Annotated in this window: 26 protein-coding genes; 4 read left to right on the forward strand and 22 right to left on the reverse strand. The window is 35.8% G+C overall.

What is annotated here, in order from left to right; all coding sequences use genetic code 11:
* Nucleotides 1-345: 345 nt before the first annotated feature.
* From KO02_RS21785 to KO02_RS21890, 22 genes are all read right to left on the reverse strand, one after another.
* Nucleotides 346-1,257, reverse strand: a complete 912-nt coding sequence (locus KO02_RS21785; RefSeq protein WP_038701702.1) for an NAD-dependent epimerase/dehydratase family protein — start codon at nt 1,255-1,257, stop codon at nt 346-348.
* Nucleotides 1,250-2,506: a glycosyltransferase family 4 protein gene (locus KO02_RS21790; protein WP_038701703.1), complete on the reverse strand. Its 1,257-nt coding sequence runs from the start codon at nt 2,504-2,506 to the stop codon at nt 1,250-1,252. Before KO02_RS21790 ends, KO02_RS21785 begins: the two co-directional genes overlap by 8 nt.
* A 79-nt stretch (nt 2,507-2,585) precedes the next feature.
* Nucleotides 2,586-3,362 (reverse strand): AglZ/HisF2 family acetamidino modification protein, encoded by a 777-nt coding sequence (locus KO02_RS21795; protein ID WP_038701705.1) that lies wholly within the window; start codon nt 3,360-3,362, stop codon nt 2,586-2,588.
* A 5-nt stretch (nt 3,363-3,367) separates the two neighbouring features.
* Nucleotides 3,368-3,982 carry an imidazole glycerol phosphate synthase subunit HisH gene (gene hisH, locus KO02_RS21800; RefSeq protein WP_038701707.1) on the reverse strand — a complete coding sequence of 205 codons (615 nt, stop codon included), beginning with the start codon at nt 3,980-3,982 and terminating at the stop codon, nt 3,368-3,370.
* On the reverse strand, nt 3,983-5,125 hold the full coding sequence (locus tag KO02_RS21805; RefSeq protein ID WP_038701709.1) for an N-acetyl sugar amidotransferase: 1,143 nt from the start codon (nt 5,123-5,125) through the stop codon (nt 3,983-3,985).
* A complete protein-coding gene (locus KO02_RS21810) occupies nt 5,118-6,338 on the reverse strand; it encodes a glycosyltransferase (protein ID WP_038701711.1) in 1,221 nt (406 codons plus the stop codon). The genes KO02_RS21805 and KO02_RS21810 overlap by 8 nt, the downstream gene beginning before the upstream one ends.
* Complete coding sequence (locus tag KO02_RS21815; protein ID WP_038701713.1) at nt 6,335-7,333, reverse strand: hypothetical protein; 999 nt, start codon at nt 7,331-7,333, stop codon at nt 6,335-6,337. Before KO02_RS21815 ends, KO02_RS21810 begins: the two co-directional genes overlap by 4 nt.
* 91 nt (nt 7,334-7,424) lie before the next feature.
* Entirely contained in the window at nt 7,425-8,306 is an 882-nt protein-coding gene (locus tag KO02_RS21820) for a hypothetical protein (RefSeq protein WP_038701715.1), read from the reverse strand.
* Nucleotides 8,306-9,754 (reverse strand): hypothetical protein, encoded by a 1,449-nt coding sequence (locus KO02_RS21825; protein ID WP_038701717.1) that lies wholly within the window; start codon nt 9,752-9,754, stop codon nt 8,306-8,308. Before KO02_RS21825 ends, KO02_RS21820 begins: the two co-directional genes overlap by 1 nt.
* Entirely contained in the window at nt 9,751-10,260 is a 510-nt protein-coding gene (locus tag KO02_RS21830) for a KdsC family phosphatase (RefSeq protein WP_038701719.1), read from the reverse strand. The genes KO02_RS21825 and KO02_RS21830 overlap by 4 nt, the downstream gene beginning before the upstream one ends.
* A gap of 8 nt (nt 10,261-10,268) precedes the next feature.
* On the reverse strand, nt 10,269-11,315 hold the full coding sequence (locus KO02_RS21835; protein WP_200878589.1) for an N-acetylneuraminate synthase family protein: 1,047 nt from the start codon (nt 11,313-11,315) through the stop codon (nt 10,269-10,271).
* 2 nt (nt 11,316-11,317) lie between these two features.
* Nucleotides 11,318-12,055 carry a cytidylyltransferase domain-containing protein gene (locus KO02_RS21840; RefSeq protein ID WP_051960211.1) on the reverse strand — a complete coding sequence of 246 codons (738 nt, stop codon included), beginning with the start codon at nt 12,053-12,055 and terminating at the stop codon, nt 11,318-11,320.
* A gap of 6 nt (nt 12,056-12,061) precedes the next feature.
* Nucleotides 12,062-13,132: an LPS biosynthesis protein gene (locus tag KO02_RS21845; protein WP_038701721.1), complete on the reverse strand. Its 1,071-nt coding sequence runs from the start codon at nt 13,130-13,132 to the stop codon at nt 12,062-12,064.
* 11 nt (nt 13,133-13,143) lie between these two features.
* On the reverse strand, nt 13,144-15,660 hold the full coding sequence (locus tag KO02_RS21850; protein WP_038701723.1) for an SLBB domain-containing protein: 2,517 nt from the start codon (nt 15,658-15,660) through the stop codon (nt 13,144-13,146).
* Nucleotides 15,661-15,694: 34 nt separating this feature from the next.
* Nucleotides 15,695-16,555: a glucose-1-phosphate thymidylyltransferase RfbA gene (rfbA, locus tag KO02_RS21855; protein WP_038701725.1), complete on the reverse strand. Its 861-nt coding sequence runs from the start codon at nt 16,553-16,555 to the stop codon at nt 15,695-15,697.
* A 250-nt stretch (nt 16,556-16,805) separates the two neighbouring features.
* Nucleotides 16,806-17,675, reverse strand: a complete 870-nt coding sequence (gene rfbD / locus KO02_RS21860) for a dTDP-4-dehydrorhamnose reductase (protein ID WP_038701727.1) — start codon at nt 17,673-17,675, stop codon at nt 16,806-16,808.
* On the reverse strand, nt 17,662-18,222 hold the full coding sequence (gene rfbC / locus KO02_RS21865; RefSeq protein WP_038701729.1) for a dTDP-4-dehydrorhamnose 3,5-epimerase: 561 nt from the start codon (nt 18,220-18,222) through the stop codon (nt 17,662-17,664). The genes rfbD and rfbC overlap by 14 nt, the downstream gene beginning before the upstream one ends.
* 244 nt (nt 18,223-18,466) lie before the next feature.
* Nucleotides 18,467-19,528 (reverse strand): dTDP-glucose 4,6-dehydratase, encoded by a 1,062-nt coding sequence (gene rfbB, locus KO02_RS21870; protein ID WP_038701731.1) that lies wholly within the window; start codon nt 19,526-19,528, stop codon nt 18,467-18,469.
* A gap of 152 nt (nt 19,529-19,680) precedes the next feature.
* Nucleotides 19,681-20,157: a hypothetical protein gene (locus KO02_RS21875; RefSeq protein ID WP_038701733.1), complete on the reverse strand. Its 477-nt coding sequence runs from the start codon at nt 20,155-20,157 to the stop codon at nt 19,681-19,683.
* A 477-nt stretch (nt 20,158-20,634) separates the two neighbouring features.
* A complete protein-coding gene (locus KO02_RS21880; protein ID WP_038701734.1) occupies nt 20,635-21,633 on the reverse strand; it encodes a mannose-1-phosphate guanylyltransferase in 999 nt (332 codons plus the stop codon).
* 225 nt (nt 21,634-21,858) lie between these two features.
* The gene (locus KO02_RS21885; protein WP_038701735.1) at nt 21,859-22,284 is read right to left on the reverse strand and encodes an adenylyltransferase/cytidyltransferase family protein; all 426 of its coding nucleotides are present in this window, start codon (nt 22,282-22,284) and stop codon (nt 21,859-21,861) included.
* Between the two features lie 99 nt (nt 22,285-22,383).
* Entirely contained in the window at nt 22,384-22,830 is a 447-nt protein-coding gene (locus KO02_RS21890) for an adenylyltransferase/cytidyltransferase family protein (RefSeq protein ID WP_235212307.1), read from the reverse strand.
* A 408-nt stretch (nt 22,831-23,238) separates the two neighbouring features.
* On the opposite strand from KO02_RS21890, the gene KO02_RS21895 reads away from it, so the two are divergent.
* The 4 genes from KO02_RS21895 to KO02_RS21910 all read left to right on the forward strand — a co-directional run bounded on the left by KO02_RS21895 (nt 23,239) and on the right by KO02_RS21910 (nt 26,600).
* Nucleotides 23,239-24,144, forward strand: a complete 906-nt coding sequence (locus KO02_RS21895; RefSeq protein WP_038701736.1) for a DUF5106 domain-containing protein — start codon at nt 23,239-23,241, stop codon at nt 24,142-24,144.
* A 13-nt stretch (nt 24,145-24,157) separates the two neighbouring features.
* A complete protein-coding gene (locus tag KO02_RS21900; protein ID WP_051960213.1) occupies nt 24,158-24,610 on the forward strand; it encodes a S24/S26 family peptidase in 453 nt (150 codons plus the stop codon).
* A gap of 64 nt (nt 24,611-24,674) precedes the next feature.
* Nucleotides 24,675-24,944 (forward strand): PqqD family protein, encoded by a 270-nt coding sequence (locus tag KO02_RS21905; RefSeq protein WP_038701737.1) that lies wholly within the window; start codon nt 24,675-24,677, stop codon nt 24,942-24,944.
* A gap of 111 nt (nt 24,945-25,055) precedes the next feature.
* On the forward strand, nt 25,056-26,600 hold the full coding sequence (locus KO02_RS21910; RefSeq protein ID WP_235212308.1) for an ABC transporter ATP-binding protein: 1,545 nt from the start codon (nt 25,056-25,058) through the stop codon (nt 26,598-26,600).
* The last annotated feature ends 5 nt before the right edge of the window (nt 26,601-26,605 follow it).

Below are 26,605 nucleotides of genomic sequence, written 5' to 3' on the forward strand. Positions count from 1 at the left end.
ACTTAACGTGAAATATACCTAAAACGTTACAGGTAAATTGAAAAATTTCTCTATTATGCGATTTTAAATCGCTGTAGCACATATTTTTCTGTAAAAATTTTTCACCAATCGATATTAAGGCAATTATTTTTACGGAATTTTATTAATAAAAACTTTATATATATCATAATATAGCTATACAACCGTTTGCTTTAGAATAATTAAAGAAAAAAAAATTATGGGAATTCATTAAAATTGATCTACTGGGGAGATGTTGAAGACCGGTAAAGTGATCATTAATTAGCCAATAAACAATCACTTTATGAGCATAATTTATATTTCTTCTAGGGAAAAATAATTAATAAATCAACTCTTGTCGCTAAAAGATTTGAAGGTTATTTCTAATCCTTCCCGAGCTGTCAACGGCAATCGATCAATCCGTAATGCTTTTTTTATTTTATCATTAGAAACAACATAAGACTCTGTCAACTTTTTCAATCGTTCGCTATTCAACGGGAATGGAATAAAATCACCTATACGAACCATATTTTTTATTAAAGTAGGTGATATATAGCATAAACGAGGAGATCTGTTTAAATTATGTGCAATTACAGATACCAAATCATTTGTTGACAATGTCTCGTCATCTGCAAAATTATAAATCCCAGATGGGACACTCTTTTCTGACAACATTTCCTCTATCAAATAGTTGAGATTATCAATACTTACGAACGAACGTTGATTATTAAATGATGCCAATGGCCATGGCAACCCTTTCTCCACAACTTTATAAAGCAAATTGAGGTTCCCCTTATTACCTGGTCCATGGATCATACAGGGTCTTATGATAAAAATTCTTTTGCCATATGGTAACATTTGCTTTAGCAAATACTCCTCTGCTTCTAATTTAGACTTACCATAAGGTGTCTGAGGATAACCAACAATATTTTCATCCAACATACCCCCCACAGTATCTGCAACGGCTTTGACTGAACTAAAGTAAAAGAAGTCTCGAACATTTGATTTAAGGAATACATTAAATAATTCAATCGTTAAATCGCGGTTAATTTTAAAATAAGCATCAGAATCTGAAGTATCAGATGTATCATGTGCCTTTCCCGCAAGATGAATAATTGCGGTTCCATCTAAAGGTTGATGTTGCGCCCAATCAGAATGACGAAGTGATAATGAAACCACCTCAATATTGCTCTTTTGTAGATACACCATTAGATTTTGGCCCACAAATCCTGAGGCTCCTGTTATAACAACCTTAGTCATGGAGTAAATTTTTTACAATTGATACGTATTTTCCTGTAACTATTGGTTTCGAGTAATAATTGTGCACCACACCATAACCATCTTTTCCCATTTCAACTAATTGATGATGATTCGTAGTTTTTAAAAATGCTACAATATGCTGTACTTTATCATACTCATTACGCTCAGTAATAATTTTGGCACAATTATAATCTTTTAAGAAATTGACAATTGGAGTGCCTTCACCGGAGCAAACAATCAAAGGCTTAGCACAGGCCATAATGGTATATACTTTAGACGGAAATCCATGTCCTTCCATTTCTTTCGACATAAATATAAACTGCAAATCTGCATATGCCAAGAGTTGTGGCATCAATTCACGTGGTTGATAAGGTAGAACATGAACCTTTGATAATCCATTTTTCAGAACAGCCTTTTGCACATATTCTTTCATAACACCCTCACCAATAATAAAAAACTCAATAGGTTCTTCTCTCAGTAAGATTGCGGTTTTTAATAATGGTTCCCAATCTTGGGCATGCCCTACATTACCCGCATACATTAATTTAATATTCTTGTTCTCAGGAAAAACTGTCCGATCTAAATTTAGATCACCTGGATAAGGTTTATATAAATCCGTATCAACAAAATTGGGAACAATATGCAATTTACTGTTATTTTCAAATCGAGGAATTATGGTATCATAGAATACTTGATCAATAGTAGTTACAGCTGCCGATTTATTATAAACAAATTTTTCTAAAGATTTGAGAAGTTTAATAACAGGCTTTGATTTCAATCCCCCCTGTTCAATTAAAAAGTCAGGATAAATCTCCTGCACATTATAAATAACTTTAGCTCCTTTAAATTTAGCAATAATTAAGTTGACTAAACCAATGGTAAGCGGAGGTGAAGGCGATAAAATAACATCAACTTTTCTTTCAAGTAAACCTAAAATTAATGCTAATAGATGCCAATACACAAATCCTAATAATCTTAAAAAGGTAGATTTAAATTTTACCTGAGGAATATGTTTTACAGGAATACCGAAATAATCTCCTTCATAATAAAGTCCAAAAATTTTTTTCGTCATCGCATGTCGCTCTACCTGCTCGGAAACTACATTGTAATGAGGAGTTGTTGTTAAAACAACAACCTCATAACCCGCCTCCTTAAAAGCCAGTGCAATATCATTATACAAATAAGCTGTAGATACACCATCTGGAAAGAAAGCGATACTGTGTATCAAAATTTTTTTCTTTTTTAACATCTCTAAATTTCTTTAGACAATTTTTTTTACGCAATTCGAATTAAAAATTATTGTAAAGCACTTGTCAATTCTATTCAAGTTACTTCTCGAACTGATAATTATATAATTTTTCTTTCTCTTTTTTTGTGGGATAATTAATGAGTACTGCTTTATAAATCCCTTTAAATACAAATAAACTACCCGCAGAAACACCGATGATATGATGTTTTTCAATCACTTTCTTTATATCATCTAACGAACCAGCACCACCTAAAACAGTCAAAGGTAAGGAAGTCATCTGTCTGGCTTTATCTATAAGATTCATGTCATAACCTTTCATCAAACCATCTTGATCTATAGAGTTTATAACAATTTCACCAGCCCCAAAATTATGAGCTTCTTCAATAAATTGGAATGGATTAATACCTGTCGACTTTCTCCCATTGTGAGTATATGCCTCGTATCCACCAAATAATTTTTTCTTAACATCCAAAACAACAACAACTGACTGTGAACCAACTCGACTCGCAATCTCAGTAATCAAAGCGGGATTATTTAACACAGAAGAAGAAAGAGCAATTTTTTCAATACCTAAACCAAAGATACGCTGTGCTTGGTCTACATTTTTCACTCCTCCTCCATAACATAGTGGCATACGAGATTGATTTGCAATCCGCTCAATTAAACTGTAATTCGGTTCCAAGCCTTTAACAGTTGCATCTATATCAAAAATCGCCAATTCATCTACCGCTTTTTCATTAAAGATTCTAACAGCATTAATAGGATCTCCAACATATTTAGAATCTTTAAAATTAACCGTTTTTACTAAACCGTTATCTTGAAGAAGTAATGTCGGAATTATTCTAGGTCTTAACATGATGATTAAAGTTTTGCAAAATTATTTAATAATATTTCACCATAATGATGACTCTTCTCGGGATGGAACTGAATTCCGTATCTATTTTTAAAGCTAACTGCACAAGTAAACTCCTCCCCGTAATCCGCAAAAGCCTGTATATCATCCTTTATATTGCATTCAAAATAATAACTATGTAAGAAGTAAAAAATTGCTTCTTTTTCCAAACCAATAAATAAAGGAGAATTTGTCACAGGCTTTACATCATTCCAACCCATATGTGGTAGTCGTGTCACTTGATTTATTTTTGTTTCATCAAATAAACGAACAGAAGCATCAATCCAACCTAAACCTTTCAACTTTCCTTCATCACTATAATTAGCCATCATTTGCATGCCAACACAAATACCTAAAACTGGCAAACCTTCATTCAATACCAAGTGATCCAAAGTCTCTCTCATACCTGAAGCATTCAATTCACTCATAGCATGATCAAAATGTCCTACACCCGGAAGTATTAACTTCTCCACGTATTGCAAATCTTCTTTTGTTTTTGCAATTTTCACAGGAATATTTAACCTTTTATAAACATTTACAAAAGCATTTATATTACCTACACCGTAATCAATAATTGTTATCATCTATCTAAATAGTCTCTTTTCTAGACCAATTTTTTGCATAATCTGAGCCCCGAATTTAATCACACCGATTTTATTCTTATAATCATTGTATGTTTTATTAGGCCCTTCAAAAATTTCTCTTAACTGCTCTGTTCCTAGGTCAAGTTTATGTGCGACATACTCAAATTCCTGAAGTAGGAATTCCTCGGACAATTCAGGTTTAGAAATTCGATCTAACGCATCATTTCTAGACATTTGCCCTGTCAGAATTAAAGAAGAAAAATGTGCTCGTCTTTTCTCAAAGCCAAATTTTCGTGGCAACCAATAATCTTCATAGAATCTGGTAAATCTGGATTCATGATGTTTATGCAAAAATGGTTCCCATCCATAATTTTCTATCAATAATTGCTCAGCTTCCTTTTTTATAAATGGAATATGATTTAACGGCTTAAAAACCTGCATTCCATATACATACTTATAATAGATCTTGTAAGATAAAATATCCACTAAAGGAAATGTTTTGAGTGGTCGTTGCCCAAACTTACCATGAATGTCCTTTACTAAAAGAGTATCAATGCCAGGAAAACCGCCCCATTCCTCAGGTTCACGACAACATTCTGTTGAGAAATTTCCTCCAGTTAGTATATGATTGAAGTTATTCTTACGAGCAAATTGATATAATGCCGAAAAAAAAGCATAGTCTTGAGGTAGATCCTGATCCGTTATTTGAGATTTCAGAAAAGCTAATTGTAAATCTTTCATTTCTTCCCAATTGATCACTTCGGTATATAAATCAAGACTTAAACCGTTTATCAGCTTTTCTATATTACCAACAGCCTTATCTGTATTCCAACCCGCATCTACATGAAAGATTAATGGACGAAGTCCCATTATTTCTTTTGCCACATAGGCTACATATGAACTATCTAATCCACCACTTAATCCAATAATACAGTCAAAATCTTTATTACGACTTGTTTTCTTAATGTGAGCAGCCATTTTCATTAACTCATCAAATCCCTTTTCATCCGTGTACCAGTTCGGTTCAATATTGACTTTAAAATTAGTATAATAGTCGCTTTCACCATTATTATTAAAGATAATATTCGGATCTGATGTATCCATTATAGTCTTTGTACAGATTTGATATGGTCTGTTATTCATTTTCACTTAAATTTAATAATTCCTTATATAAAGCAATATACTCAGAGAATCTATCTTGCTTTTTAAAATGTAATTCTGCTCTTTTTCTACAGTTATTAAAATAGTATTCTTTGCCATGTTCTTTGATTTCTTCAATGGCTGATTTTAATCCTTCAATATCACCTTTTTCTACAACAATTCCAGTTTCTCTATCAATTGTCTCAGGAGAGCCACCAGAATTAAAAGTAATCACAGGTGTGCCGCAAGACAGAGATTCAATATTTGTTAATCCTAATGCCTCTTCTAGAGTTGGATTAACAAAAACATCAGATGACGAATAAAAATTTGCAAGTTCTTCGATACTATTTGTTTTTTCCAGGCCTATAATACCTGTAGGTAATTCCGATATTTGTCGGGCACTTAATCCAATAAGTACAATTTGATAGTCACTAGATAGCTTATCATATAGCTCAATAAAATATTTTAAACCTTTTCTAATATCCCACGGACTGGCAACACCTAAAATCATGAATTTATTGCCAATATTAAATTTTGGCCTTACTTCATTTTCTCTGTAACTAAATTTATCAATATCAATTCCGTTTTGAATGACACGTATCTGACATTCCTTAAAGAATGATTTCTTCGTCTCATCCGCTAACCAGTAAGAAACAGGTACAATAGTTAGGTTGGGTACACTTGTAAAAAGATTCTTCTTCTCAGTGAAATTACTTTCTGACCTGTCCAACAGTAATGATTTTGGATATGATTGAATTTGCGGACATTGGCGACAGTGATCTTTCCACTTTGCACAGCCTATTTGATCATAATATGCACAGTGACCTGTAAATGACCAACAGTCATGAAAAGTCCATACAACTGGTATTTTGACATGTTGCAAATATTTAAATAAAACCTCAATATTTATAAAGTATCCATGCAAATGATGAAGATGAATAATATCCGGTCGAATTGCATCAATACAATCAATTAACTTATTAGTAGCATTAAATGAAAAATGTCCATGTTTATCCGTTAATCTAGTCATTAATACGTGAAAGTAAACACCTAGTTTATTGCCGATTTTTATTGCTTTGGATGTAGTAGTGCTGCCCTCTCGTCCATATGCGATAAAACTTTGCCAGCCTTCTTTAAGAATACTTTCACCTATCTGTTCTGAAATTTTGCCAACAGAACCCACATTTAATTCGCTACTTATTTGAAATACTTTCATTGGGAAATACAAGGCTTATTCTCTGTTTTAATTAATTGTAGAAAAACAAGATAATAAATAACAATATCTAAAAAATCGATAAAAAAAACTTGATCTGTAAAAGCTCTAATTAATAAAATAATCAATAAGCCCTTATAAAAATAATTGCCAGGTTTACAAATCACATAAAAAAATAAAGCATATAATAAAAAACCGAAAAAACCGAAAAAATAATGGGCAGAAAAAAGAGAATTATGCAGGTTAAAATCATATACTGCAAATATAGGATCAATTAAAGGGACACCAATAATGAAATATAAAATATTATTCCTAATTAGTGCCAGATAGGTATCCATGATATCTTGTCTCCCAGTTAAATCCATTCCAAATTCAGCAAAACGACTAAAGGAATTATCAAAAAATAATGTAATCAAATCATAATTGTAATAAAAAAAACTTAAAAGAATTAAGATTAGAATTCCTGTTCGCTTTACTATTGATATCATACTTAATTTGCTGAGTTGATATACAAAAATAAATAATAATAATAATAAAGAAGATATAATGCCGGAACGACCTATCATCAATAACGCTACTACAGTTGAAAAAAGAGCAGGATATATGCTGACATGTTTATTCCATCTAAAATCTTCTACATAATAACAAACTGTATAAATTAAAAAATAAAAACTTACCATATTACGACTGCGATTATACAATATAAAGTCTAAGTCAGTTCCAATAAGTAAATGGTATAGGATATATATTCCAAATATTGATAATAGCACAAAAAAAACATTAGGCCCTATCTTCTTCTCGAGCATAATCTGTACTATTATGCAAAAAAACATTTGATAAATGAGCAAACTACTGTTAGCAAAAAAAATTTTAAAAACAAAAAATACTCCTGATATTAGTGAAAGACCTAGAAAAAAAGCAAAATAACTAACATTTTTAGAAGTTAATCTAAATTCTATACAAAAAACAACAAATAAATATGCAAGTAATACAGGCATTTTAATTATCCCAGAAGAACTAAATCCCAGAAATAGTAAATGATAACACAGAATATATATCTGATATCGGTTCCATATTTCAATTTTAAAGTTAGTCAATTCTCTTTTGATTTATATCTGTTAAATACAATAACGCACTTGAACCTTCATGATAGACGGTCAAACTTTTAGAAAATTTTTTAAAATCTATTAGTAAAATTTCAACTAAAGCTGAATTTGATAAAATTGAGTCATATACAAACTCAAACTCACTATTAATTAAACGTGGATGTGGTTTTAAAAGATACAGTGCATTCTCGTTTTTCATTTCATTCCTGTTATCTGTTAGTATTTTATCAATTTTTATATTATAATTCCAATTTGTAAGGTACAAATGCACATCTCTTCCCGCAACTAGTTTTTTATAAAAATCACGTTGCTCTTTCGAAATCAAATCCATCTTAATCAGCTCTAGATTATCTAGAAAACTTCTTCTAAAGCGCAATCTTGTTTTATGAAAATCAGGAACTAACTTTTCATGTTTCGCTACATCATACATATACAGCCCCTTCACAAATCTACTTCCTCCAAAATATTCACTTACACCGAAAAATTTCAAAAGCATAACCAATATTTTGTTAGGGTGTGTCGCAGAAATTAAATCTGACCTATAGGTGCCTGTTCCTTCTTCATAAACAAAAATTTCTTTCGTCTTTATCTTTCTCAATTTTAGTGCAGTCCTCATTCCATAATCAGAATCAATATATAGATAATCTTCAATTGATACGTTTCTATTGATAAATTCAAATGCCTGATTATAAGTACTAAAACTATAAGTACTATCCCAATATGTGGAATTACGAATCCGGTCAAAAAGAGTGTTAGCGCCCTCAAAATCAGAAAGAAAAATTAGAATATTTATTCCCTCGGTTGAAATATTTATTGCATTACAATATTGCAGGGGCGTTGTTACTAAATAATAATTTTTTCTCATTAAATGTTGAATATGTCCGGGTTTTGAAAAAGCATTTTAATATTTCTAATGGAAAAAAGCATTTTTTTTATATTTAATACAAAAAATGCAAATAGTGGAATTAAAATCATTAAAAAATGTAGATCCATAATAATGATAATTACAGCAATAAAAAAGGGAACTAAAATTGAAATATCAAAGCCTATACGAAGAACATTTAACAAACGATCTTCAGGTAAGAATAAAAATTTGCAAACTTTAATCGCCAGTACAAAATTGAATGTTAGATACGCAATTGATGTAGCAATTAGAACATTATAATAGGTAACCTGATAATAGTAAATCAAAATAAAACCTAAAGCTATATTTAAGATTAATGAAAATAAAGAGGTTAGTGCTAAAAAGTTTTGAGCTCCTTTTGCAATTAAAAACCCTTGTAATCCAAAGCTGTTTGATAGTAATGTCACGACGACTAGAGAAAGTGAAAATGATTGGTAGGTGTCATTAAACTGTCCAAAATAAACACTCAACAGCGGGTATAAAAGCAGAGCAATATAAAAGCATAAATGGGAAAATATAAGATAAATAGTCCTAATTTTCACTAAAAGTTGCTTTGAAGCATCAATAGAAAACTGCTTAAATCTGTTAATTAATTTTGGCCAAATTAGAAAAGAAAATGACTCACTTAATAATACAATAATATTTGCTAAAGAGAATGTGAAAGTAAAATAACCAAAATCTTCTACCGAATAGTATGAACTTACAAAGGTTCTTGTAGAAATAAATATTAAATAGAAAAATGTATTATAAAAAAATAGTGGTAAAGCCAGTCTTAACACTGACTTTTGCAAACGCAAACTTAAATTAAAACTAATCCTTATAGGAAGACTTAAGTATAGAAAGAATAATATGAACAGATTTACGATTGCGTAACACATTAAAAGTAAGTCTAATAATCTTTCCTCTTTAAAAAGGAATAATAATACCGACGTTGTTATTGGAAATATTGCTTGTGCAATTGTAATCTGATTTATAGCGCCATAAACTCGAACAACATTGGTCAAAAGAGAATTAAAATATGCAGTTGAAAAAACTATTATAGATACCAATAAATATTTACTTATCTGATACTTACTACCCAAATCGTATTCAATAACTAAAATAGAATAAGTAATAATAGCAACTATAGACAATAAAAAAAGTAAAAACATAGAATTACCCACAACTAAAGAGATATATTTCTTTTTCTCTTTAGTTGTGGAGCAAATTACATTAACAGAATGAGAGATTCCCAAATTCAGCTGGTCAAAATATTGAAAAACTAAATTTGCAAAACCCCACACTCCTAGATAATATGGACCTAACTTGAAGGCGATAAAAAATGCATTCAAAAACTGAAGGCCATAAATCATGTATTTTGACAAAATAAAAATTAAAGAAGAATTTAATTTTTTAAAAATGCCAATCATTGTATGTTTAATTTGATATTATGAACTATCTTTTTCAACTGTTCTACCCCAATAATGTGTTCGACAAACTCTCTAAACACACCATCTCCCCCTCTACTCTTACAAATATGATCACATAATTCTTGGATATAAAAAGAAGCACTAGATGGACATGATGAAAAACCAACGTGCTGTAAAACTTCCATGTCATTTAAATCATCGCCTATGTAAGCAACATCGTCTAAATGAATGTCAAGCGAATCACAAATTGACTGCAAAACTTCTAACTTATTCTTTACACCCATGTAGAGGTGTTCAATCTTTAATTTCTCGGCCCTTCTTTTTACAATAGCAGTATCCTCTCCAGTGATAATAACAACGGGAATCTCCATATATTTCGCAAATAATACACCTGCACTATCTAGTGTATTAAATTTTTTCCACTCATTTCCTAACTGGTCATAATACATGCCGCCGTCCGTCCAAACACCATCTATATCAGTTGCAATCAATTTTGGAAGTTTCATAAAAATAATTAAAGTACGAAAGTTTTATAAATAACTTCATCAGCAGGGATATCACAGTTTAATTCTCTGCCAAGCAGTTCTTCTCTATCTGCCCATTTAATCCCGTCGCCCGGAGAAAGCATCTGCAAATCTTCTTCTTTAATCACTTCTCCTTTCTTCATTAACCTTTTTGTAGCTATAGATCTTTCTAATTTATTTTTTGCACCTGATACGTCACTGTCTATAAATATATCTTCAATACCTAAGGAGCGCTCTAACATGCGAATGTCTCGAACCATACGATTTACACCATCTGGACCTAATGAACCGGCCTGATCTGTTCCTTTCATTCTTCTATCAATCGTTATATGTTTCTCAATAATTTCGGCACCCATTGCCACTGCAGCAAGAGGTGTTGATATTCCGATGGTATGATCTGAATATCCGACCCTGTAATCTTTATAATTATTTTTTAAAAATTTGATTGTATTAAGATTGACATTTTTAGGATGTGTAGGGTATTGAGAGACACAATGAAGTATGCTCAAGTTAGAATGATACTTAGCAATAACCGTAATGGCGTCATCAAGCTCCTTTTTTCCAGCCATACCTGTTGAAACAATAATTGGAATTTTAGTTTCGGCCAATGCCTCTAGTAGTGGAAGATTAGTCAAATCTCGGCTGGCAACCTTTAAATAGTCGGGCTCGAAATATCTTAGTAAAGATAAACAGCCTACAGCACAAAGAGTCTCAACAAAATCGATTCCCTTGGCCTTCGCATATTTATAAATTTCAAAGTGCTCCTCATCATTTAACTCCAATACTTCACGATGTACCCCGTAAGTAGCTCCAAATGAATACGGGGAATTATATGCGGCATTCATCTGTGATTTTGATAGTTCCTGCTTTAAGTCTCTTTTTGTTAACTTAACTGCATTCATTGGTTTCAATTGTAAATTGAACAAATCTTCTTCTACAGGCCTGCAAGCTAAATCAATTATCAATTTTGCTAAATCAACTGATCCGTTGTGATTTTGACCAATCTCACCAATTACATATACTTCTTTACTCATCATAATTATTTTTTATTATTGATAATATTTAATTCCATTGAGGCGATTAATTTATTATCATTTATAATATATTCTGCTATATTTTCAAAACTGCTATTGAAATCATTACCTAATGCTTTTTCAACTTCCAACAAATTCAGATAATCCGATTCTGTATCTAGTGATAGTCGAATCTTTTCATATTTGGAATAAGATTCTGGAAGTGCCAGCAATCTAATATTAAAATTATCAGGATTTTTATATAAGCCAAAGGTTACATGCTCACAATAGTCAGGCAGATTATAAGTGTCATTGAGCTTTATCAATGCACTACGTTTGACAATTTCGGTGAATACACCAAAATGACATAAAACTGTCGGCAATGATTGATAAGAATATGACAGGTAATCAAAATCAATATTTTCTGATGTTTTTATTAAATCTATCATTTTATCTACATCAATAAATGGACTATCAGAGCAAATTCTTATAATCTTATCAAAATCATATGAATTTGCAGTTTCAATAAATCTTTGTAAAACATTGTCCTCACTCCCTCTATAAAAGGAGATATTGTTTAATATTAAATATTCACATAACTCATCATCAACAATATTATCTGTTGTAGCAACAACGATAGGTATATTTAAAACAAGTAATCGATTTATCAAAAAGGAAAGAATAGTCTCACTTCCAAATTTCTTTAAAATCTTCTTGGGAAATCTAGTCGACCCTAATCTTGCTTGAATAATAATTCCAATCATAAATAGCTAATTAAGTGCTGTTTTATAAATTCTATAAATAACTAGTAAAAAAAACATGAAAAGAGATGATAACGCTGCTCCGAATACAATACCTTTCAGCGCACCGACGCGTTCTATCTTTAAAGGATAAATAGGTGAATCGATCTCTTCGATAAGCGGAGCTTCCTTTAATAAGGCCATTTTTGAAAGTTCCAAATTTTGCACTAACTGACCTAATATAGCTTTATTTGTTTCTGCTGAAAATTGTGATCGCTGAGTGGGAACCAAACGTTGTGCCTGCCTGGTCGGATTCAAATTTGGCGTAGCATCTAAAATAACTGCAGCTGTTGAAATATTGCCATTCATTACTGATCTTACAGAATCCGTTTTATGTTGTAAGATAGCGATGTTATTTAACGACTTTTTAGTTTTCGTTTGAACATAAAAATCATTTACTTTCTTTACTAAAGCATTATTAAATTCTTTTGAAAAAACTTCATTTTTTGATGTTACATCTACCTTAATGATGGATAATTTCTTATCCGGTTTAGAAACCGAAAGATATTTATTATTTATATCAGCAACGGCCTCCATAAGCACACTATCTTTTTTACGTTGCAATAGCGAATTTTTCTGTTTGATGAGATGAAATTCAATATTTACTAAGTCTGAATTTTGTTTTTCCCAACGATTTAGCTTTCCATTTTCCATTAATAGTAGATCTATTAATAAATGATTTTTATCTGAATCACTCGACGCTAAAAGTGCTGCTTGAATCATTTTTCTAGATTTGTATAATTCTAAAAGGTTATCACCTTGAAAAATTCCTCCTCCCGATCCTCCAAGATCAACCCCTACCATGGATGCTATTCCAGCATATTGAGCCAAACCTCCGCCTCCACCAGCTTCTCCGCTTTCCAACACAAAAGTAGTAGTTGCAGTAAAAGATGGAGCTTTAAATTTTGAATATAAAAACCCAATAGATGCTCCCACAAGAATTGATATTATAAATAAGAACCATTTTTTTAACAAAAAACTTATCCAGTCCTTGATTATCAAAATCAATTCTTTTAAACTTATTTCATTTGTCTTATTCATTCGACTCAAACTTAATTTTTAAATAAGCTGATAATAATGGCTAAAGTAGAAGCAACACCGGTACCAATCCCAATCCAAGCCTGCGAACTAATTTTCTCACGAGGTGCACGTTTTGGCACTACAATTTCTGCTCCTGGTTTTACCTCGGGATACCCGCCATCTTTTCCCTTAACAGCTCCGTTGGCATATTGAACAAAAACGCGTTTCTTTAAAGCATTATCTGTAAAGCCACCAGCCTGGTTGACATAATATTTTAAATTCTTCCCTTTCACATAAACTACATTATTCGGGTTTAGGACCTCTCCCATCACTTTTACAGTCTCTAATTCTTTAGGTACTGTAATGATATCACCATCTAGGACCAATAAATCTCCACGTTGATCAGGATTAGCCAGAATTTTATTTAATTCAATACCAACTAAGTCGCTTGGTTCGATATCAGGCGCAGAAACACCTTGTTGTTGGGATACCTTTGCTAAGGCATTATTTTTTGCATTTGGATTACTTGATGTTAATCCATCTTCATTATCAAATTCACCATCCTCTGTATCTTGATTTTCATCGGAATTTTTACGCATTTCCTTCTTAAGGCGTTCCTTTTCTTTTTTCTCTTCAGCCTTCAATTTGGAAAGACCTGTACGCTTTAAAGAAGCTCCTTCTGTATAAGCATAGGATGTTAAACCTCCAGCACGCTTGATGATGTCGGATATACGTTCGTCTTCACGAGATATCGTATATATACCTGGATATAAAACTTCCCCTTCGATTTTCACCTGTCTTTGGGTACGAAATCCTGCATCCCCTAATACGGAAATAACATCATAAGGTTGTAATGCGATATTTAAATCGGATACAATACCTCCATTGATATCAACCAAAATGGTCTGTGAAGAAGTTGTATCTCCAACTTCTCGATTATTTAATCGTCTAGCAATCTCGATACGTGCGTTTTTAGCTGCCTCATTCAGCCCACCAGCTTTCTGAATCAAATCTCCCAAAGTGGCATTACTGGCAAAAGGAAAATCGCCAGGAAGACGCACTTCTCCTTGCACCGTAAACTTGTACTCATCGCGTAAATCGAATATTGAGGCAATCTCAATCTTGTCTTCTCTTTTTAGAGGAATATCTTCCACTGTACCCGCTAATATTTCGCGTACATTGAAATTGATTAATTCCGCGGTATTATCAGCTCTCAACCTATTTATGATACCCCTTTCTAAAAAGGCATCTTCACGTACGCCATCTGCTTGCTCTAATAATTGCTTCAATGTCATTCCCGGTTCCATTCCATATAAACCTGGACGAAAAACTGCTCCTAAAACACTTACACGATTAGCAAAGCGCTCTAATATTGGCTCTATTATAAATTGATCGCCTGCTTTGGGACTATAATCTGCAAACTGATCTGCATAAATATCTTTTACACTACGTTCTTTATCTGTCTTCTGTAATACTTTTATCTTCGCGGTATATGCATCCTCGCTAAAACCACCGGCATACTTCACTAAATCCAACAATGATTCTCCAGATACGGTTTCAAAAATAGCTGGACGTTTCACTTCACCCTCAAACTGCACACGGCTGCCATATACGGGAATATGGATGATATCTTGATCTTGTAAACGGACATTACCACTTTGTATGCCATTGGCTAAGAAATCATATAAATCAATCGTCGTAACCACTTGATTGTTGCGAATAACTTGAATTTGGCGATAGGTCCCCGTTTCACTTGGACCACCTGCAGCATATAAAGCATTGAATACGGTGGCTAATGAGGGTAAACTATAAGTACCCGGCTTGGTCGTAGCTCCCGTCAAGGTAATCCGAATCGTGCGGATATTACCAATATTGACATCTACATGCGTCATCCCCGATCGTATTGCGGAGTAGGTACTGCTTAAACGTTGTTGGATTTTACTCTTGGCTGCAGCAATGGATAATCCAGAAACGTTGATAGCTCCCACATACTCTACTTTTATCGTTCCATCTGCACTTACCGGTAATTTATAAGATGCCTCATTATCTCCGGAGATATCCAATAGAATCTCATCGTCTGGTCCGATAATATAAGAGCTAGGGGTTGCCATCCGCAAATTGGGCTCGAATGTAATGGCATTGTTCTTGAACAGGTCTGACCCAAAAATCTTTAATTTTTTTTCGTCAATAAGCAATGAATCTTGATTGTTATTGCTTCTCAGCGTATCTTGTTCTGAGCCACCATTGACTTGACGACCAGTAGTGGAATTAGAAATTCGATTATCTTGCAGTTGTTTTGGCGTTTGTTTAGTCCGCTTGATTTTTTGCAAACGATCTTTTAGCTTTTGAGCTTCCACAGCAGAAACACCTTGCGCGCGCGCAAAACCGTCCAATTGACTTTCACCATAGCCCATCAATGCAGCTTGTTTGACATACTGTTCAATCTGGGCGTCGCTTAAATCATCAACTTTTATATTGGTGGGATTTGTCTGTGCTTGTACCGAACTCATCAATCCAATCACAAAAATCCATAATAACAATCTTTTCATTCTATATTTCGAATTTTCACAAAAGTAGGGAAATTTATTTAATTAAAAGGCGTAGATATTCTCCATAACCCGATTTACGCAATGGGTCGGCAACCTTTAATAACTGATCCTTATCGATATAACCCATGCGATAAGCCACTTCCTCGATAGCACCGATTTTCATCCCTTGCCTTTCCTCAATGACCTGCACAAATTGTGCCGCTTGCATAAGAGACTGAATAGTACCTGTATCCAACCAGGCTGTGCCCCTGTCAAAGACAGAAACCTTCAGTTTACCGCGTTCTAAGTATACTTTGTTAATATCGGTAATTTCCAATTCACCTCTTGGCGATGGTTTGATTTGCTTTGCAATCTCTACAACGTCATTATCGTAAAAATATAAACCTGGGATAGCAAAGTTTGATTTTGGTGAAAGGGGTTTTTCCTCAATCGATACAGCAACCTTATTTGCATCAAATTCGACCACGCCATAACGTTCTGGATCATTGACTTGATAAGCAAAGACCATCCCTCCTTCAACATCAACACAGGATTGTAACAAATGGGACATACCAGATCCGTGAAAAATATTATCACCCAAGATCAAGGCCACTTTATCATCACCGATAAATTCTTCTCCCAATATAAAGGCTTGCGCCAGTCCATCAGGGCTTGGTTGCTCTATATACTCAAAACGACAACCCAGTTGCGAACCATCGCCCAAAAGTCTTTGAAACTGTGGTAGATCTTGCGGTGTAGAGATAATCAAAATCTCGTGAATACCCGCTAACATCAAAGTCGATAACGGATAATAAATCATCGGCTTATCATATACAGGCATCAATTGCTTACTCACAGCAAGGGTCATCGGATGCAAACGCGTACCAGAACCTCCTGCTAAAATAATTCCTTTCATAATTTTTTTTTATAAGGTAAGAAGGTTAGATGATGGTTAGAAGGTTAGAATTTTTCTAACGAACTAATCTCTTAACGATCTAACTTCTTAACTATCTAATTTTCGAACTTTCTAATGTTAATAGGTTATTTTACTGTCTAACGACTTAACCGCCTAACTTGCTACATGGTTAAGAGCTTATATGGTGAGAAGGTTAGAATTTTTCTAACGCTCTAACTTCTTAACTATCTAATTTTCTACCTAACTTTCCTTACAAACTATCCAAACAAGCAGCTAAGCTATCTCTCCAAAACGGCACCTCTACACCGTAAACGGTCTTAATTTTCGTTTTATCTAGCAAAGAATAATGAGGTCTCTTTGCAGGAGTTGGATAGGCCGTTGATGGAATAGCTTTAATGTCACAATCCAGCTGCTTCAACTCGCGGATCGCAACGGCAAAATCATACCAACTTATTTCTCCTTCGTTACTATAATGATACAAGCCTCCCTCCCATTTATCTGAAGTGATAATCGTCACAATAGCTTTGGCTAAATCATGTGCAGATGTAGGCGAACCGATCTGATCGTTAATAACCGAGATGGAATCCCGCTCGGACATCAAACGTAACATGGTTTTGACGAAATTTTTCCCATGAGTAGCATACACCCATGAGGTACGGATAATAATAGCCTCGGGACACCATTTCTGTATCGCCTGCTCTCCTTTTAACTTGGTCTCACCATATACATTAATTGGGCTTACAGCAGCATCTTCCGTTAAAGGGGTACTAGAATTTCCATCAAATACATAATCTGTTGATATCGCAATCAATTGTTTACCATGTAAGCGACAGTACTGCGCAATCTCATCGGTCGCAAGGTGGTTCACCTGATCGGCAAGTACCGGTTCTGACTCGGCCAAATCCACTGCTGTGTACGCTCCGGCATGAACAATCACATCGGGCTGATACATCGCCAAGATATCTTGAATCAACATTATTTGATCCAATGGAAGCTGTTTACGGTCCAAAAAGTAACATTCCTTACTTAGATCCTGCTCCAAGATTACTTTCAACTCGTTACCTAACTGACCAGTAGCCCCTGTCACCAATATGCGTTGATTCTGATTAACCGATGTCATGTTTCTCTTTAAATGATGCAAATGTCTGTGCTGTTTGATCTTTCTGCGAAAGGATCATATCTGCCTCTGGAACACCCCAGTCAATGTCAAATTCTTGATCTAAAGGAAAAACACCATCTTCTGAAGCTTGGTGATATTGATTATCGCATTTGTAAAAAAATACCGCAGTCTCAGACAATACGCTAAAACCATGTAAAAATCCACGTGGAACATACAGTTGTCTCTTGTTTTCAGCAGAAAGTTCAACAGCCACCGATTGACCATAAGTCTCCGAGCCGGGGCGTACATCGACTGCGACATCGATTACTTTGCCTTCCATTACACGCACCAATTTTGCCTGCGCATGGTCACCCGCCTGCATATGCAAGCCACGTACAACACCATATTGCGATTGGGACTGGTTATCTTGCACGAAATGAGGCTTGTTGCCTAAAATTTGCGCAAATTTTTCTTCGTTATAAGCTTCGAAGAAATAACCCCTCTCGTCTTCATATACGGTTGGTTCTAATATAAAGCAACCTTTTAGTTTTGTTTCTATACTTTTCATTGTTTTTTTTATTCAGTAACGCAGTAACATTAGTAGTAACGTAGTAACAATTAGTGACGTAGTAACATTAGTAGTAACACAGTAACAATAGTGACGTAGTAACACTAGTAGTAACACAGTAACAACAGTGACGCAGTAACATTAGTAGTAACGTAGTAACAATTAGTGACGTAGTAACATTAGTAGTAACACAGTAACAACAGTGACGTAGTAACATTCGTCACTCGGTTACTTTGTAACTCGATTACTTCTTTACTTCCTTATACTGCTCTTCATAATACTTCTGATAATCGCCAGAAGTTACGTTATCCAACCACTCTTGATTATCCAAAAACCAATCGATAGTCTTCGACAGACCTTCTTCAAAAGTAACCGACGGGTACCAACCCAATTCCTTATTGATTTTGTTGGCATCGATTGCATAACGCAGATCGTGTCCTGGACGATCCTTGACAAAGGTAATCAAGGCTTCTGCTGTACCTGTGGGACGGCCTAACTTCTCATCTACCTGTTTACAGAGTTCTTTGACCAAATCGATATTCTGCCATTCATTGAAACCTCCGACATTATAAGAGCCACCATTCTTCCCTTCGTGGAAGACCAAGTCGATAGCTACCGCATGATCGACCACATAGAGCCAATCGCGTGTGTATTTACCATCTCCATAAATCGGAAGTGGCTGATTGGTCAATATATTATGGATGCATAATGGAATTAATTTTTCGGGAAAATGATTGGGCCCATAATTATTAGAACAATTGGTCAACACGATAGGCAGACCATAAGTATCATGATAAGCACGCACAAAATGATCGGAACTAGCTTTAGATGCTGAATAAGGTGAATGTGGATCATAGGCGGTTTCCTCGGTAAAAAGGCCGGTATCACCCAATGCACCATACACCTCATCGGTGGATACATGATGAAAGCGTTTGCCTTCAAATTGACCTTCCCAGATGGCACGGGCAGCATTCAATAGGTTCATCGTTCCGATGACATTTGTCATCACAAACGCTGTTGGATCTGCAATAGAACGATCGACATGAGACTCCGCAGCGAGGTGGATAACACCATCAGGTTGATACTGTTCAAAGACACGAATCATTGCCGCCGCATCGGTAATATCTTCCTTAACAAAAGTATAGTTGGGCTTTTCTTCGATATCGCGAAGATTTTCGAGATTGCCGGCATAGGTCAATGCATCTAAATTGATGATATGGTATTCTGGATATTTATTAACAAAATTCCGTACTACATGCGAACCTATAAAACCCGCTCCGCCTGTAATAATGATCGTTCTATTCATGATATTTCAAAAACTTATAACTACTTAAATCAAGCCTAGCCAGAGGCAGGGCAACAATATCAAAAGTAATAGAATTTTGTGAACAATCAATAACCGAATACGGGTTTAATACGGTACTATCTCTATTTTCATCCCGTGTGGCATCTTAGGGCTTAGTTCTGCCCTTGTTCTTGATAAAGGCCGGAAATCGGAACGGTGACTTTAAAGGTTTTAGATGCTCCACTTACAAAATGCAGTTTACCTGCAATGGTGGTATTTACCCCGGTAAGATCGACAGTATCAATATCATTTTTGATTACTTTATAGCGTACCGAAACCTCAGGCTTACTCACCTCATCATGTTGAAAAGGAAGGGCTAAAGACTGCTCGAGATGGATACGTAAGTCAGGATGCTGCAGATGAACATGCTTGATGGTCGCATGCTTCAGCTTTTCATCATGACTACGACTATGGATAACCAGCACGCCGCTCTTGATACTGCGGTCGCCACTATACTGCCCGGGGCGCTCTTGAAACAGGTAGCTGACAGACATTTGTCCATGATTTGCAAATCGTTGATTTCTCTGTCTTGCCGCCCAAAAATAATAACAGCCAATAAATAGAAAAATTATCAATACTAAAATCAACATGGTTGGTAAAGGTTAAAAAATTAAAAGTAAACATATAAATAGTAACGTAGTCAAGTGACGTAGTAACATAGTCAGTAACGATCAGTGACGTAGTAACAAAATCAGTAACAATCAGTGACGTAGTAACATAGTCAGTAACGATCAGTGACCTAGTAACAAAGTCAACAACGATTAGTGACGTAGTAACAAAGTCAGTAACCGTGTGACTCTTCTAATAACGTCATGAACGAACACATAGTACTTTTCAAACCTGCTCATGCGATGAACATCTTAAATTTAAACCTCATAAAAAGGTTAATTAAAACAATGTTTGAACATAAACTATTGACTATAAGGAAACTAACGCCCAAACATCAAATATAAGTGTTGCATATCATGTTTCCTAACCTTTGAAATTAAATTATGATGAAATAAAAATTAAGAGCAATTAGGTTGTTGCAGCAACAAAAAAAGACCTTCAAATTTGAAGGTCTTTTTTTAATCGATCAGTTTGGACTGATGTCTTTCTAAGGTATTGTAAATCTTCTTGACGTCTTGAGAACTTTCCTTTTGTAGAACCAAAAAAGCATCATTGGTATAAACGAGTATGGTATTTTTCAAACCCACAAATGCACTAAAGATATCGGTACCGATAACCATATTGCCATTTTCATCCGTAGGATGCCCCGTTTCTTTAAGGTAATCGTACATGGACTCAAAGGAGCCTAAATCAGACCAAGTAAAGTCGGTAGCCACCACACGTATTTTCTTGGAGCGTTCCATCACCGCATAATCGATACTAATGGATGGAATTTCTTTGGATAGGGCCTCGTCAAGGATTCCATCTTTTTTATGTTGCCAAGCAGCTAATGCAGTTGCATATACGCGGGGTTCAAACTGTTGCAATTCATGCAGAAGTGTATCGGCACGAAAGCAGAACATACCCGAATTCCATAGAAAATTACCTCTTTCAATAAAATCCTCGGCTGTTTCCTTATTTGGTTTCTCACGAAAGGAAACTACTTGATCGCCCTCAAACTCAATATAGCCATAACCGGTCTCGGGCTTTGTTGCCTGTATACCGAAGGTAACGATATAGCCTTGATTTGCTTTTACGATTGCTTCTTCGATTGCCTGATTATAAGCATCTTCACCCACGATAACATGATCTGAAGGCGTTACGACCAAAATGTCATCTGGATTTGCAGCAAAGGCTGCGAAAGCGATAGCTGCAGCTGTATTACGAGGAGTAGATTCAACGATGTCGATATAATCTACACCACTACTTTCCATCACCTGGCGGCTCAATTGATTATTATCCTTATTCCCAACAACGATTACCTGATTGCAAAAACCCTGATTTCGCTTGACGGTCATTTCGAACAAAGAGCCTTCCTTAAATAAAGAAAGGTACTGTTTCGGATAACTTTTTCGCGATAAAGGCCACAAACGGCTCCCGACACCTCCCGACAGAATTACATGTATAATATCACTCATTATATATCAGTATTATTCTCTTAATTAACTTTCTAAGGTTATATGGTTAGTGAGTTAAAAGGTTAGAGGGTTATATGGTTAGTAGGTTAGAATTTTTCTAACGGTCTAACTTCTTAACCTTCTCACTAACTAACTAACTAACTAACTAACTAACTAACTAACTAACTAACTAACTAACTAACTAACTAACTAACTAACTAACTAACTAACTAACTAACCACTTCTTTAACCAATTTTTTCTGCTTCCTTAGCGGCAACTACTTTCCGTAACCCTTCACTTGAAAAACGATGGCTACGCTTATTATAATAAATTTCAATTCCTTCTTCGATACAATATTTTTTTCCTGTAAACTCCATATCACGGTATTCTTCGCCTATGATACGTACTTGAATGGGTAGCGCTTTGATGATATCGGTCAAATCTTGTTCCGTTTCGTAAGGGATAATCTCATCGACATAGCGACAGCCTTCTAATTGTATATAGCGCTCAACAACGGTCTGCGTTGGTTTAGCCTTATCTGGCGAAACCTCTGACGGATCGGTATTGAGTCCTACAATTAAATGATCACAATTACGGCGTGCTTCCTCCAGCATCATGATATGTCCTGCGTGCAATAAATCAAATACACCAAATGTAATACCTATCTTCATGTAATCTTGTTCTTTCTTTTTTAGTGACGTAGTAACGCTAGTGAACTCGTAACGAGTTATGTTCTATCTAACTACCTAACCTTCTAACTATCTAACTATCTAACCTTTTTCAACTTCATGCTCCGCTACAATGCGGCGCAGGCCCGAACTTGAGAAACGATGATCGCGACTATTGAAATAAAGGGCAATTCCCGACTCTTCACAATACTGGCGTCCCGTAAAATCGCGCTCGCGGTACTCATCACCAACGATACGAACGTCAACCTTAAAGGAGCGTAAAACATCTTCTAGATCCTGTTCTGTAGCATAGGGCACGATCTGATCGACATATTTACAGCCTTTAAGCTGAATGTAACGCTCCACCACTGTTTGTGTCGGCTTGTTTTTCTCTGGACGATCCAAAGTAGGGTCAGTCTGTAATCCACAGATCAAATAATCGCATTGGCGTCTGGCATCTTCAAGCATCTTGATATGTCCTGCATGTAGCAGATCAAAAGCACTAAAGGTGATACCAACACGCATTTCTTTTCCGGGTATTGTAATCATATTTAAACTTATAATAACATTAATAAAGTATCGTTATTCAATATCTCAAAGATAAAGATTATTTATAAAACTAAAGCGGAGATAAGGCCTTCGAGAAAAAATAACCTTTTATTAACATAACCTTGACGAGAAGCGTGCCAATCTTGAAAAAGACACTAAATATACCATTAAAAAAAGTGACTGATTAGTTCGTTTAAATGGAAGTCCTTACACCTTTCAGAAGATAAAAAACCTTAAAACGAAGATAATTAATCCCTTTGTGATTAAAAAAAGAGCTTATGATGGAAATTTTCCCAATTAAAATAATAAGTCAGCCATTCATAAATTTGACGACTGCTTTATTCTCTGCAATTGTATTGTATATAAAATACAATTTATCTAAGTTTGTTTTTGCTTAAGCTGATTATAATGAAATGTACAACTTTTAAGATTTGGTTCTTCCTTGGCGCAATAACTTTGCTCTCCGTCTCTTGCAACCAGCATTCAAAATCTGAAAAACAAAATGCTGATAACGACATAAAGAAGGAGCACTATACCGCAGCAGATAGTGCCGTATTGACTTACTGGGATAAGTTCGATATGGCAGATACGGTGAAAATAAAAGACCCTAATATGGGTGAACAGAAACTTGCTGACTTTATCGCTGCCCTAAATACGGTTTCGGATACGGTAGCTGATCATGCAATAGCCAACATGTTGGACGGCACCAAAGCGAGTAAAGTAGGTTTCGACCATTTCATCAAGCTGTATGAGCACTACCTTTATGATGGAAATTCACCTATGCGCAACGATGTGCGCTACGAATCGGTATTGCGATACCTCATACAGACGGATAGACTATCTGATCTGGAAAAAGAAGCCTACCGCCCCATATACAAGTTGGTACAACGCAATAAACTGGGTAAGAAGGCGGAGGAGTTTGATTTTGAACGCTCTGATGGTCAGGTACAGAAATTGTCTGACGTAAAAGCCAAGTATACTTTACTCCTATTTTACGATACCGAATGCACGCATTGCAAAGAAACCCTAGACCTCTTAAAAGACACCCCGCAACTGGTGCAACTTTTTGAGCAAAAGCAAGTGCAGGTCTTGGCAATCGAGCCCTGGGGAGACCGTCCAAAATGGAAAGGATATCAGTCGCACCTAGCTGACAATTGGATCAATGGCTTTGACAGGGAGTCAACCATACAACATGAACGTCTGTATGACCTCAAGGCTTCGCCTACCTTATACCTGTTGGATGAAAACAAAAATGTCCTTTTGAAAGACACCCAACTCCAAGAACTGATCCAATATCTGATCAGGTTAATTTAAGCGCAAACAAAGGATGAAGAAAACGGAATCGATGACCATCAGCAATGCCTTGTATTTTGAAGAAGTACAACGACTATTGGAAGAAGGTAAAGAAGTATGTATTCGCGTGAAGGGGAACAGTATGCTTCCCTTTATTAAAAGCGGAGACCGTGTACTCTTGGTCGCTTACCAGGGAGAACCACTGCCTAAAGGGGCCAATATCCTAGCGAAACATGAGGGTAATTATATATTCCATCGTTACGTCGGAAAAAAGGGCGATAAATATCTGCTCGCGGGTGATGGGAACTTGGTGCTGCACGAATATATTGCCGAAAAGGATATCCTCGCTCTCGCAACGCGACACTACCCGACCTCAGGTGATGAAACAATTGCCATCGATAAACCCTTATACCGGTTCCGTGGAATGGCCTGGTACTATATGCGCATCATAAGAAAAATAATTACGGTCTTGAAAAGACGTTTTTAGACTGATTTTCTATACTGAGAATAATTATTAACTTTGTTTTTAATAATTTTTTAGCCCTAATAGAATGAAATTAAGAGCAGATTTAGTCTTGAGAACGATTGGTTCGGACCATATGATCGTCGACCCTGGTCAAGAAATGGTTGACCTTTCTACCGTATATACCTTGAACGATACGGCGGCATGGCTTTGGGAACAATTGCAGGGTATAGATTTTACTATTGCGTCTATCGTTGAATTGCTTTGCCAACAATACGAGGTCACCGAGCAACAAGCTCTTGCTGATGCTGAAACACTGATCAAAGATTTCGAAAAACAGGGGTTGTTGGAAAAATAATTTCAAAAAGACCGCCATATCGTAATGAGTAATAATAACCTGAGACACCATACCCGTTGGGCATGGTCCATCAGCAAAGGATACCGAGCTAGGCTCCTCTTCTATTTCATATTGGAGCTCTTCGCCATTGCACTATCATTGCTATTTGTATTCCTATCAAAAAAAGCCGTAGACATAGCCACCGCCACTACAGCGGACATTTCGCTGACTTGGATTCTCATAGGTATTGTGGGCAGTGTGCTATTGGGATTGGGAATACGCGCCTATACTGGATGGCTCAACGAACGCATCAAAATGATGCTCACGCTTGAACTGCAACGCAATATGCTCGATGCCCAAATGCTTTCGGTTTGGAAACTCATCAAAAACTGGCATACCGGAGATATTCAAATCCGTATTCAGACCGACTGCGAAGAAGTGGCCAATTTGATAGCCAAATCTTTGCTCTCCTTTATCTTGACAGCAATACAATTACTGGCTTCCCTTGGATTCCTATGGTATATGGATCCGATGCTCGCGCTCATGATATTGGCGATATCGCCGCTCTTCCTATTCTCAAAAATCTATTTCCAAAAAATGCGTAAGCTGAGTCAGGAAGTGAAGGGCGAGGAAAGTAATTTTTCGAATGTACTGCAAGAAAATCTGCGATTCCGTCTACTGATCAGAGCGATGGGTATCTTTCCGAAAAGAAGAAAGAAACTCACCGACAGCCAACAAGAACTGTTCGCTTTGAAAATGAAGCAGCTTAACTTTTCTACGTACACGCAGAGCGTTATGAAGTTAAGCCTAAACGCAGGATATTTATTGACGTTTATCTGGGGAATCTACAGACTGCACAGTGGACAGATATCTTTTGGTACGATGACCGCATTTCTACAGTTGGTGGCGCGCATCCAATCGCCTATTTTGGCACTCATTACCTTTATTCCTGGATTTGTCCGGTTTAGAGTATCTGCAGATCGTTTACTAGAGCTCAAGGATGGTGAAATAGAACCCCTCGTTGAACAAAAACGGCTCAACAAGATATCAGCACTGCAAATCCAAAACCTATCGTTCAGATACGAAGACAAATGGGTGTTGGATCAATTTAATTTAAATCTAAAAGCCGGTGAGCCAACAGCGATTGTAGGACCTAGTGGTAAAGGGAAAACGACCCTGATACGCTTATTACTATCTCTGATCAAACCGGAAAAAGGAGAAATCCTACTGACGGACCGTGATGGTATTCACGTACTTACCGCTGCTCATCGCATCAATTTCGCCTATATTCCGCAAGGGAATTCACTTCTCAGTGGTACCATACGTGAAAATCTACTCTTGCATGTCAAAGATGGCGGTCACATCGCCATAGAAAAAGCGCTGCGGATCGCATGCGCAGAGTTTGTATTGGAGCTACCCGATGGTGTAGATACTGTAGTGGGGGAATCGGGAATGGGCCTATCCGAAGGACAGGCACAACGGATTGCTATCGCACGAGCATTGATGCATGATGGGGATATCTGGCTTTTTGATGAAGTGACCTCTGCCTTGGATAGAAAGACCGCAGACTTGCTGATCCAAAGACTTTTAGAATATGGGCATGATAAATTATGCCTTTTTGTAACACATGACCTCAGCTTGGTCGATAAATGTAAACACCACATCTATCTGGACTAATGATA

The organism is Sphingobacterium sp. ML3W (assembly GCF_000747525.1).
Taxonomy (GTDB): Bacteria; Bacteroidota; Bacteroidia; order Sphingobacteriales; family Sphingobacteriaceae; genus Sphingobacterium.